Origin of the sequence: Pontibacterium sp. (genome assembly GCF_041587635.1) — a bacterium.
Classification (GTDB): domain Bacteria; phylum Pseudomonadota; class Gammaproteobacteria; order Pseudomonadales; family Balneatricaceae; genus Pontibacterium.
The window spans coordinates 1-9,866 of record NZ_JBFGYC010000091.1; the positions used below are offsets into that span (position 1 = coordinate 1).

A 9,866-nucleotide genomic window follows, 5' to 3' on the forward strand; every position below is an offset into this window, starting at 1 on the left:
GATTTTTTGACATATATCAGGCAGGAAAGGAGATGGGGATGGGGCGTTGCCACTCATTAATTAGTCGATATCAGGACCAGCTAATCAGTTCTACGCCGTCGAAGGAGAGTTCAGAACCGTCGGCAAAACTGATGATGCCGATGCTGTCGGGGTTAAGCGCGAGGGCTTGATCAGCCATATCAAAATTGACGACTTCATTGTTGATGCGGAGCTGCCAGACATCGTCTTCGTCGACGTCGATATGAATCGTATCGGTCCAGCCGCTGCTGCTCTCGCCGCCGTGGAAATGATTCAGGCCCTGTTCACCGCTGGCAAAGTAAGTGTCGCTGCCGCTGCCGCCGTAGATGGTGTCATTGCCAGCGCTGCCGTAGAGCTGGTCATTCCCGTTGCCACCATAGAGTTGGTCGTGGCCAGCACCGGAGCGGAGGTTGTCATCGCCTTCTCCCCCGTGCAGATAGTTGTTGCCATCACCTGCTATGAGCGTGTCGTTGTCGTTGCCACCATACAGGGTATCGTCACCGGCACCGGTCTGAATGTAGTCGCGGCCATCATCACCGACGATGAAGAAACTTCCGAGGCTATAGAGATCAATCAGTTCAAAGGTATCGTCGCCGCTTCCCAGATAGATCTCTCCGTTGCCGGATTGTATGTTTACCTGATCGTTACCGGTGCCAGCGATGATGTTGTAGCTACCCTGTGTTGCAAACAGGGTGTCGTGACCGGCGCCGCCATTGATAACATCGTTGCCGCTACCGCTATAAATTACATCGTTGCCATTGCCACCATAGAGGGTGTCGTTGCCCGAGCCGGTGGTGATCCGGTCATCGCCATTGCCTGCAACGACAAAACTGTCACCGCCTGTCTCGGGCAGGAGCAGCTCAAAAATGTCATCACCGTCTCCGAGATAAACCTCATTGTGGCCTGAGCCTGCTGCCACCTGGTCGTGGCCTGCGCCTGCGATAATTGTCTTATCACCGTTGCCCGCGGTCAGCGTGTCGTTACCATTACCGCCGTTCAGCGTATCGTTGCCATCACCGCTGTTGATGATGTCGTTACCGTTGCCGCCGTAAATGGTGTCGTTGCCTGCGCCGGTGGTGACATGATCATCACCGTCATCGGCAGCAACAAACTGGCTGCCCAGAGAGGTGAGGTCCAGTACCTGATAGGTGTCATTGCCCGCGCCCAGGTAGGCTTCATTGGTACCCGCGGTTGTGATCACCGTGTCGTTGCCGTCTCTGGCGATAAACGTGTTGTTACCACGACCTGCAATCAGGGTGTTGTCGCCGCTTCCGGCATGAAGGTAGTTGTTACCTTCGCCGCCGTTGATGGTGTCGTTACCTTCACCGCCGTATATAGTGTCGTTACCGGCACCACTGATGACCTCGTCGTCGCCTTCGTCGGCGGCGATGAAGTTATCTCCCGCCAGCGCCAAATCGAGCAGGCTGAACGTGTCATCGCCTTCGCCGAGGTAGATGAAATTGTCGCCATTCCCAACGGTTACACGGTCATTGCCGTGGCCGCTGAATACGGTGTTATTGCCATCGCCGGTATTGATAATGTCATTGCCAGCACCTGCGTTGATCAGATCGTTGCCTGCGCCACTGTCAATGCTGTCGTGACCTTCGCCGCCATAAATTTCGTCGTTGCCCGCGCCTGTTGTTACGCGATCATCGCCGTCATCAGCTGCCACGAATTGATGACCGGTATCGGTACGGTCCAGGATCGTAAAACTGTCGTTGCCGTTACCGAGTAAGGTCTGGCTCGTGCCTGATGTCAGGAAAACCGTGTCATTGCCATTGCCGCCGATCAGCGTGTGATTGCCGTGGCCTGCACGTAAAGTATCGTTTCCTTCACCACCGCTGAGGTAGTTATCTCCGGATTGACTGATCAGGGTATCATCGCCATCACCGCCGTACAGAGTATCGTCGCCAGCGCCTGCATCCAGGGTGTCATTCCCGTTGCCACCGTGAAGGGTGTCATTCCCTGCGGCGGTTGTGATGTCATCATTTCCCTCATCGCCCAAGACAAGGTGAGCACCTGTTGAGGTGGCGTCGCGTACGCGAAAGGTATCCTGACCATCGCCAAGATAGGCTTCAGAGCGTCCAGAGTTGATTTCTACGGTATCGTCACCGGAACCGGCGACAAGGATAAACTCGCCGTCTTCAGCTAATAAAAGGTCGTCGCCATCGAAGCCGTGAAGGGTGTCGGTGCCTGATCCGCTGTGCAAATAATCATCCTGATCGCTACCCAGGAGTACATCATTATCAGACGTACCGCTGAGGTCTGTATGCTGTGCCTGAGTATGTGCGTCCGACATCGTTCAACCCTTTGGATCGCTGGAAGCCTGAATGAAATTAAGAATGTGCTGTTGCCAGCATATGTTCTGTTATATGGATCGGCAGTGTTCAAGGATATCTTAACGAAACCCTCTGTGTCTGGCTGTTGATCCATATCATCTGCAGCGGGCGATTAGCTATCAGTGCGCAATCGATAACCACTCAGACGACTGTTTATATTGCTATCTGACTTGTTGTCTAGCCCTTAGTCTCGATTCGTTTGAATGAGATTGTTATTAGTTCAGTAACAGCAGGGCATATAGAGACTTGGTGCTATTTTCTGTTGTTTGAATTTATACCGGGTGCCGCTTCTTGTCAACAAGATGATCTGTTTGTTTTTGTTTGAATTTTAGGTTGGTTTCTGGTGTTTTATGGGGCTCGGCCGATAGGTAGTGTTTAAATCCCGCTTAGGTCATGGACAGGGAAAAGGTAAAGGTTAGTATTGTAGGCCGCTTTGTAGGTATCGAGCGGTCGTTCAGGCAGTAGCTGCAAATGGAGGCAGTTCATAAATGGCAAATCAGGCTGGGATCGATATTCCGCGTAACTGGCTGCGTTTAGATGTATTTCTGGCATCGTTTGGAGTGAATTTGCTGGCGATGGCAATGCCCATTGTGGTGCTCCAGTCCTATGACCGGATTATTCCCAATCAGGCGCTGGATACCTTTACGATTCTGGTGATCGGGATCGGTGGTGTGATTTTGCTGGAGGTCCTGCTGAAAGTATTGCGTTCGGTCATACTGGCATGGAGTGGTGCACGTTTTGAACACTCCGCGAACATGAACGTTTTCTCCAAAGTGCTTTATGCCGATTCGCTGGCGTATAACCAGCACTCCCAAGGTTACTATCTTTCTCGCATGCAGTCGGTCGAAGATTTGCAGCGATTTTTTTCCGGGCAATCCATGTTGCTGTTGCTGGATCTGCCGTTCGCTTTTCTGTTTCTTGGTCTGATCTGGTTTATTGGCGGTGAGCTTGTGTTGGTACCTGCGCTGCTTATGGTGTTATTTGCGGTGGTCGCTGTTGTGTTGGGCAAAAAGCTTGAGCAGGCACTGGAGGTAAATCATCAGACCGAGCAGCATCGACAAAACTTCCTGATTGAATCCCTGAACAATATTCACACCATCAAATCCATGGCGATGGAGTCGTTGATGATGCGCCGTTACGAGCGGTTGCAGGAGCGTTCTGCGGAGGGCGTTTATTCGCTGGCGCATATTAACAGTGTGGTACAGGGTGTTGGCAGTACGTTCTCACAGGTGGCGATGGTGCTGGTGGTCGCCTTTGGTGCGCTGATCGTACTGGAGGGCGAGTTAAGTGTCGGTGCGCTGGCGGCAGTGACCATGCTGACCGGACGGGCGCTGCAGCCTGGGCTGAAAGCGATGGGGCTTTGGACGCAGCTGCAAAGCGTACGTATTGCACGAAAGCAGGCGCAGGAACTGAGCGACCTGCCCGCGGAACAAAGTGGTGATTATCGGCCCGACGAACCTCCGCGGGGTGATGTGGTAGTTGAAGATGTCTGGTTCCGCTATCCGGAAACGGAGGAGTGGTTGCTTAAAGGTGTCTCGTTTGATGTGCAAGCAGGGGGAGCAGTTGCAATCACAGGACGCAACGGGGTGGGTAAAAGTACGTTGTTGTCGCTGATCGCAGGTCTGATTAAGCCGGAAAAAGGTGAAATCCGGATCGATGATAAACCCCTACCCGAATATGACGCTGAACTGTTGCGCCATTACGTGGGCTTTGTCCCTCAGCATGGCACGTTATACGAAGGCACTATCCTGGAAAATATGACGCTGTTTCGGTCGGGGGATGTGATTGAACAGTCCCTCAATCTGTCGCGCCACCTGGGGTTAGATGAAATTGTCGCACGCCTGCCGGATGGCTTGGATACGTTGGTAGGGGGCTCGGCGGTTGATCCGTTATCAGAGGCCGTGAAGCAGAAAATCCTGATGGTGCGCTCATTGGTCGGTGACCCGCGTATTATGATTCTGGATGATGCCAACGCTAACTTTGACCTGAAGAACGATGCCAAACTGCTGAATTTGCTACAGCGTATTCGCGGCAGTCGTACATTGATTGTGGTGTCCTACCGCCCTTCGTTCCTGCGTATCTGTGATAAAGCCTATGAATTACGTGATGGGGAGCTGATACAGCTTCAGCGTCGTCGGGAGATTCAGGCCAGGCAGCAGGAGGGACCGCAATGAGTATGGATACAGTGAAAGACCCACACACGATTGATGATCAGTTGTCTGCAGACGAACCGGTGTCTGTCGCTGATCAGAAGACAGTGGCAGATGATCAGAACGATGCATTAAGTGAGGTCCTGACCGCGGCGTTACGCGCTGATTCACTGGATGATCTGCAATCGGGGTCTCCCTATTCGGCTTGTTTGTTGCCTCTGTTGCGTGCGTTGGGCTGGAATCACTATGCCCGTGAATTGATTGAAGCGTTGCCGCACTTCTCTGATTACCTTGAGTTGGTGGACCTGCGTAATATTCTGGTGCGGCTGGGGTATGAAAGCATGCCGCGTAAAACCCGGCTTAATCAGCTGTCGAGCGAACTCTATCCCTGCTTGTTTGTGGGTGAGGATGATAAACCACTGGTGTTGCTGGCGGCAGATGAAGAACACGAGGGGCAGGTACGCTACTTTGATGCCGAACAGGGGCAGGAGCTGGTCGGTCATCTGGACAACCTTAAGGGTTGTGCCTACCTGTTTACCCATATCAACACCACGCACGGTCAGACTGTGTCGACTAAGTCTTCATCGGAATGGTTTGATCAACTTCTGGGGCGTTTTCGTAACTTGTTCGGCTGGTTGCTGGGGATGACCTTCCTGATCAACCTGATCACTATGTCAGTACCGTTATTTATCATGATGGTGTACGACAAAGTGATCGGCGCAGAATCTGTCGACGCGCTACCAACGATGGTGGCCGGAATTATATTGTTACTGATCTCGGATATCGTGCTGCGTTATTTTCGGGGCCGTTTGATGGGTAATATGGCGGGGCGGATGGACTATCTGATTGGTGTTGAAACCTTTCGGCAGATTCTGAACCTGCCGCCAATACTGACTGAGCGTTCGACCATGGCGGCACAGCTGGCACGGCTGAAACAATTTGATAGCGTGCGGGATTTCTTTACCGGCCCCAATGCCTCAACGTTGCTGGATCTGCCCTTTATTCCGCTGATGATTGCACTGATCGCTTTTATCGCAGGATGGGCTGCCGTTGTGCCGGTGGTGATGTTGCTGCTGTTTATGGTGTTTGGCCTCATGTGGTTGCCGGTCAGTGCAGGTCGGGTGTTGCGCACGGGGCAGGCACGCAATGATAAGCAGAAGATGCTCATTCAGAGTTTGTCTGGCCGCAGCGAAATAAAAGGCGCGGCGGCTGAACAGTCGTGGCTGGGGCGTTTTCGGGAGTATTCTGCGGAATCCTCTACCGCCAACTATAAGGCTGCGGTGGCCAGTGCCGTAATCAATGCAGTTTCACAAGCCGGGGTCGCCATCGGCAGTCTTGCGGTGTTGGTGATCGGTGTCTATTCGGTGATGGCGGGAGATATGACTGTTGGCGCGCTAATCGCCACGATGGTGCTGATTGGAAAAGTGTTGTCGCCTATTCAGCAGACCTTTCTTAGTTTTGGGCGCTTTAAGCAGGTGATGGCCGCAGTCAAACAGCTGAACCAGCTGATGAAGCTCGACGTGGAAAAGAACAGTCGGGCCTCATCCGTGATGCTATCCGGGTTGAAAGGTCGTATTGGTATTGATCGGATCAGTTTTCGTTACTCGCCGAACAGTGATCCGGCATTGACCGGAGTGTCACTGGTGGCGGAGCCGGGTGAGATGGTGGTCATCACGGGTGATACGGGGTCCGGAAAATCAACACTGGTGAAGTTGATCGCGGGGATGTACAAGCCGCAGGCGGGTAGTCTGACATTGGATGAACATGATATCCGCCAGTTGAATGTTAAGGATTTGCGACGTGCAATCGCTTATGTTCCGCAGAATGCTCAGCTCTTCCACGGGACAATTGCGCAAAATATTCGCATGAACGATGTGCTGGCAACCGATGAAGATCTGAGAAGTGTGGCGCAGTCGGTGGGTATTCTGGATGACATTCTGGCGTTGCCGCAGGGTTTTGAAACGCCTATTGGTGATGAACGTACTCAGCGTCTGACGCCGGGGTTTGTTCATGGCATCTCTATGGCGCGTGCGTTTGTGTGTTCGGCACCGGTGGTGATTCTGGATGAACCCGGAGCATCGCTGGATCGGGAAGGTGATATGAAACTAGTGTCGCAGCTACGGGCGCTGAAAGGTAAAAAGACAGTGCTGGTGGTGACCCACCGTCCAAGTCATATACGTCTGGCGGACAAAGCGATTGTGCTGGATAAAGGTGTAACGAAATTTGCCGGAGAGCCGGAACAGGCGCTGCAGGTATTGGTAGGGGGTCTTCGTGAAGGAAAATAATACGGTGTTTGCAGAAGAACGGACCGCAACCCTGCCACGTGCACGTGCGCGTTTTCTGGCGCAGGCGATTCAGCTGGAAGAACCTACGCCGAGCTTTATCGTGCCGGTATCGATTGTTGTGGGTATTTTGCTGCTGATCGCGGTTGTGGTCTGGAGCGCATTTACGGAAGTGAATGAAGTGGCGCTGGCGAAAGGTGAGGTCGTGCCTGCCGGTTCGATTCTGGAGGTACAGCATCTGGAAGGCGGCATCGTGAGTGAGCTACATGTGCGTAACGGTGACAACCTGAAAGAAGGCCAGCTGATTTTAAGCCTTGATCCGGCTACATCGGAGTCAGAGTTACAGCAGATGCAGAGTCGTCGGGTTAATCTGCAGCTGCAGGAAGAGCGACTGAAGGCGTTGATTGACCGTCGTCCGCCGACTTTCCCTCGGGTGGGGGCAGGGTATCGGGATCTGCTTGAGCGACAGCGTACGATCTATCTGGCGCAGGTGAATAGCCAAACCAGTGAGATGGCGGTGATTGAGAGTCAGATTCAGCAACGTCGCGATGAGCTGCGGCGTCAGCGTAATCAGGTGGCTTCTTTGAAAAAGGAACTGGCGATCCATCGGGAGCAGGTGTCTATTCGTGAGGCCTCGGTTGTTAGGGGTTCTGTTTCAAAGTCTGAGCTGTTGGCCGCGAAGGCAAAAGTGGCGGAAGTTGAGAACGAATTGCTGCAGACCCAGGATGGCATTGCGGTGGCCCGTACCGCGCTAAAAGAGAATCAGCAGCGCAAACGGGATGGTATTGCACGCTTTAACCGCGATATTGAGCTGGAGGCCGGTCAGGTCACCAGTGAGCTGGGCGAAGTAGAAAGTACCCTGATTCGCTTGCAGGCGCGTGATGAACGTCAGGAAGTACGTGCGCCAGTGGGTGGGATTGTGCAGGGCTTATCGATTGCCGGATCTCGTGGAGTCATCGCTCCGGGTCAGGTGATTATGCAGATCGTACCGGTCGATGAAGATCTGATCGTTGAAGCTAAAATTTTGCCGCAGGATATCGGACACGTACACACCGGGCAGAGCGCGAAACTGAAGTTTGTCAGTTATGACTTTTCCCGTTTTGGCAGTCTTGATGGCACGGTGAATCAGATCTCTGCGTCGACGTATCTGGATGAGGAGAACCAGCCGTACTATCGCGCTGAGATTAAAATGGATAAAGCGTATTTAGGCGCTCAGCCGGGTGAGCTGAATGTGTTGCCGGGTATGACGCTGACCGCTGATATTCAAACCGGTAAGAAAACGATTCTGGAATACCTGCTGCGACCGGTAACGCGTGGATTTGATAACGCCTTCCGTGAGCGTTAAGTCAGGGTGAAAATTTTGCATCAGGCGCGGACGGTGCCTGATGCAAATTGATCTGATGCTATTTGCTGCCGATCAGCTCTATCATGTACCCATCTGGATCTTTCACGAACGCGATGACGGTGCTGCCGTGTTTCATCGGACCGGCTTCACGCACAACTTCACCGCCTTTCGCTTTGATCGCATCGCAAGCGGCATACACATCTGCAACTTCAATGGCTATATGCCCGTAAGCGTTGCCCAGCTCGTAACTACCGGTTTCCCAGTTATGCGTCAGCTCCAGTACGGTATTGTCTGCTTCATCTCCGTAACCCATAAATGCCAGCGTAAACTTCCCATCCGGAAAGTCTTTACGACGCAATAAATGCATACCCAGAATATCGGTATAGAACGAAATCGATTTTTGCAGGTCAGTAACCCGCAACATGGTATGAAGAATCCGCATAGTCTCTGTCTCGTTATTGTGGTCAATTGGTCGAAAGTGCGTGTCGACCGTGGCATAGTGTTTTAGTATAACCAGTATGAGACTGATGTTTTATTAGAGTTAAGGGAAGGGGTGGTTATGTTTCAAGATATGAATAAAGCATTTAGCCAGTCAATGGAGCCATTTAAGGATCTGGTGAATATCCAGACGAAGATGTTGGAAGAGCTGACCCGCCAGCAGATGGCGTGCACGAAATCCTGCATTGAAGCGACTATTCAGCAAACGAAAGAGATGCAGAACTGTCAGTCACCGACAGAGTTGATGGAGCTACAGAAGACTTACGCTAAAAAGCTGGAAGACACGTTGAAAGATGCCAGCGAGCACAACCTGCAGGCATTAGGCGAAGCGCGCTCTGAGATGGAACGACTGACTCAAGATACATTTGATGCGTTTGCCAGCAAAAAATAAGTCGTCACGTCGTTGTAAAGAGAGCAGCCATTAGACGCTGCTTTTTTTATGTCTGTTATAATGGCTCTGTTTTTAGTTTTGACTGGAATGTACGTTACAGATGAGCAACACCATCGGTCTATTTTTTGGTACTACCACCGGTAACACGGAAGATGTTGCAGTATTGATTGCTGAGCAGTTGAGCGAATTTTCTGTGGATCAGCACGATATCGCAGAAGAGGGGCTAGCCGCGGTCGGCAACTACCAGCATATGATTCTGGGTATTCCAACCTGGGACTTTGGTGAGCTGCAGGAAGACTGGGATGATCTCTGGTCTGAGCTGGATGAGATCGACTTTAACGGCCGGACGTGCGCGTTGTTTGGTCTGGGCGATCAGATCGGTTATGCAGAGTGGTTTCTGGATGCGATGGGTTTACTGCATGACAAATTGCAGGAACGCGGTGCCCGTATGGTGGGGTACTGGCCTAATCAGGGCTATAAATTCACCGGATCTAAAGCGCTGACCCAAGATGAAACCCATTTTGTAGGGCTTGCTGTGGATCAGGATAGCCAGTCCGATGAGACCGACGAGCGCGTTGAAGCCTGGGTTAGACAGGTTGTGAACGAGTTTGAGCTTGATTGAGCCATAAATTTACGCTGCACAAGATTCAAACAATGCCTGTGATCAGGTAAAATATCCGCCTTTTTTTCGAATCAGAGAGTTTGAACCCCCACGATGGAAATCAATCCGATCATCACCGCCCTGAAGGATATCTCCGAGCGTACAACTGTACTGCGTGGTTATCTGGATTACGACGGTAAGAAAGAACGTCTGGAAGAGGTTGAGCGCGAGCTGGAAGATCC

7 protein-coding genes and 1 pseudogene are annotated in these 9,866 nt (G+C 52.1%); 6 read left to right on the forward strand and 2 right to left on the reverse strand.

Annotated elements, in window-relative coordinates; translation table 11 throughout:
* Positions 1 to 70 precede the first annotated feature (70 nt).
* On the reverse strand, positions 71 to 2,317 hold the full coding sequence (locus ABYW01_RS06825; RefSeq protein ID WP_372831738.1) for a calcium-binding protein: 2,247 nt from the start codon (positions 2,315 to 2,317) through the stop codon (positions 71 to 73).
* 528 nt (positions 2,318 to 2,845) lie between these two features.
* Here ABYW01_RS06825 and ABYW01_RS06830 point away from each other — a divergent pair.
* Genes ABYW01_RS06830 through ABYW01_RS06840 form a run of 3 tightly spaced genes read left to right on the forward strand, consistent with a single transcriptional unit; the run spans position 2,846 to position 8,134 of the window.
* A complete protein-coding gene (locus ABYW01_RS06830; protein ID WP_372831739.1) occupies positions 2,846 to 4,531 on the forward strand; it encodes a peptidase domain-containing ABC transporter in 1,686 nt (561 codons plus the stop codon).
* Entirely contained in the window at positions 4,528 to 6,792 is a 2,265-nt protein-coding gene (locus tag ABYW01_RS06835; RefSeq protein ID WP_372831740.1) for a peptidase domain-containing ABC transporter, read from the forward strand. The genes ABYW01_RS06830 and ABYW01_RS06835 overlap by 4 nt, the downstream gene beginning before the upstream one ends.
* Positions 6,779 to 8,134: an HlyD family type I secretion periplasmic adaptor subunit gene (locus tag ABYW01_RS06840; protein WP_372831742.1), complete on the forward strand. Its 1,356-nt coding sequence runs from the start codon at positions 6,779 to 6,781 to the stop codon at positions 8,132 to 8,134. Before ABYW01_RS06835 ends, ABYW01_RS06840 begins: the two co-directional genes overlap by 14 nt.
* Before the next feature lie 58 nt (positions 8,135 to 8,192).
* On the opposite strand, the gene gloA is transcribed toward ABYW01_RS06840, so the two are convergent.
* Positions 8,193 to 8,576 carry a lactoylglutathione lyase gene (gloA, locus tag ABYW01_RS06845; protein WP_372831743.1) on the reverse strand — a complete coding sequence of 128 codons (384 nt, stop codon included), beginning with the start codon at positions 8,574 to 8,576 and terminating at the stop codon, positions 8,193 to 8,195.
* 117 nt (positions 8,577 to 8,693) lie between these two features.
* On the opposite strand from gloA, the gene ABYW01_RS06850 reads away from it, so the two are divergent.
* The 3 genes and pseudogenes from ABYW01_RS06850 to prfB form a co-directional block, all read left to right on the forward strand.
* Positions 8,694 to 9,023: a phasin family protein gene (locus ABYW01_RS06850; protein ID WP_193954381.1), complete on the forward strand. Its 330-nt coding sequence runs from the start codon at positions 8,694 to 8,696 to the stop codon at positions 9,021 to 9,023.
* Between the two features lie 100 nt (positions 9,024 to 9,123).
* Positions 9,124 to 9,645 carry a flavodoxin FldB gene (fldB, locus tag ABYW01_RS06855; RefSeq protein WP_372831744.1) on the forward strand — a complete coding sequence of 174 codons (522 nt, stop codon included), beginning with the start codon at positions 9,124 to 9,126 and terminating at the stop codon, positions 9,643 to 9,645.
* A gap of 93 nt (positions 9,646 to 9,738) precedes the next feature.
* Positions 9,739 to 9,866 (forward strand): annotated as a pseudogene (gene prfB / locus ABYW01_RS06860) (peptide chain release factor 2); the annotation flags it as partial.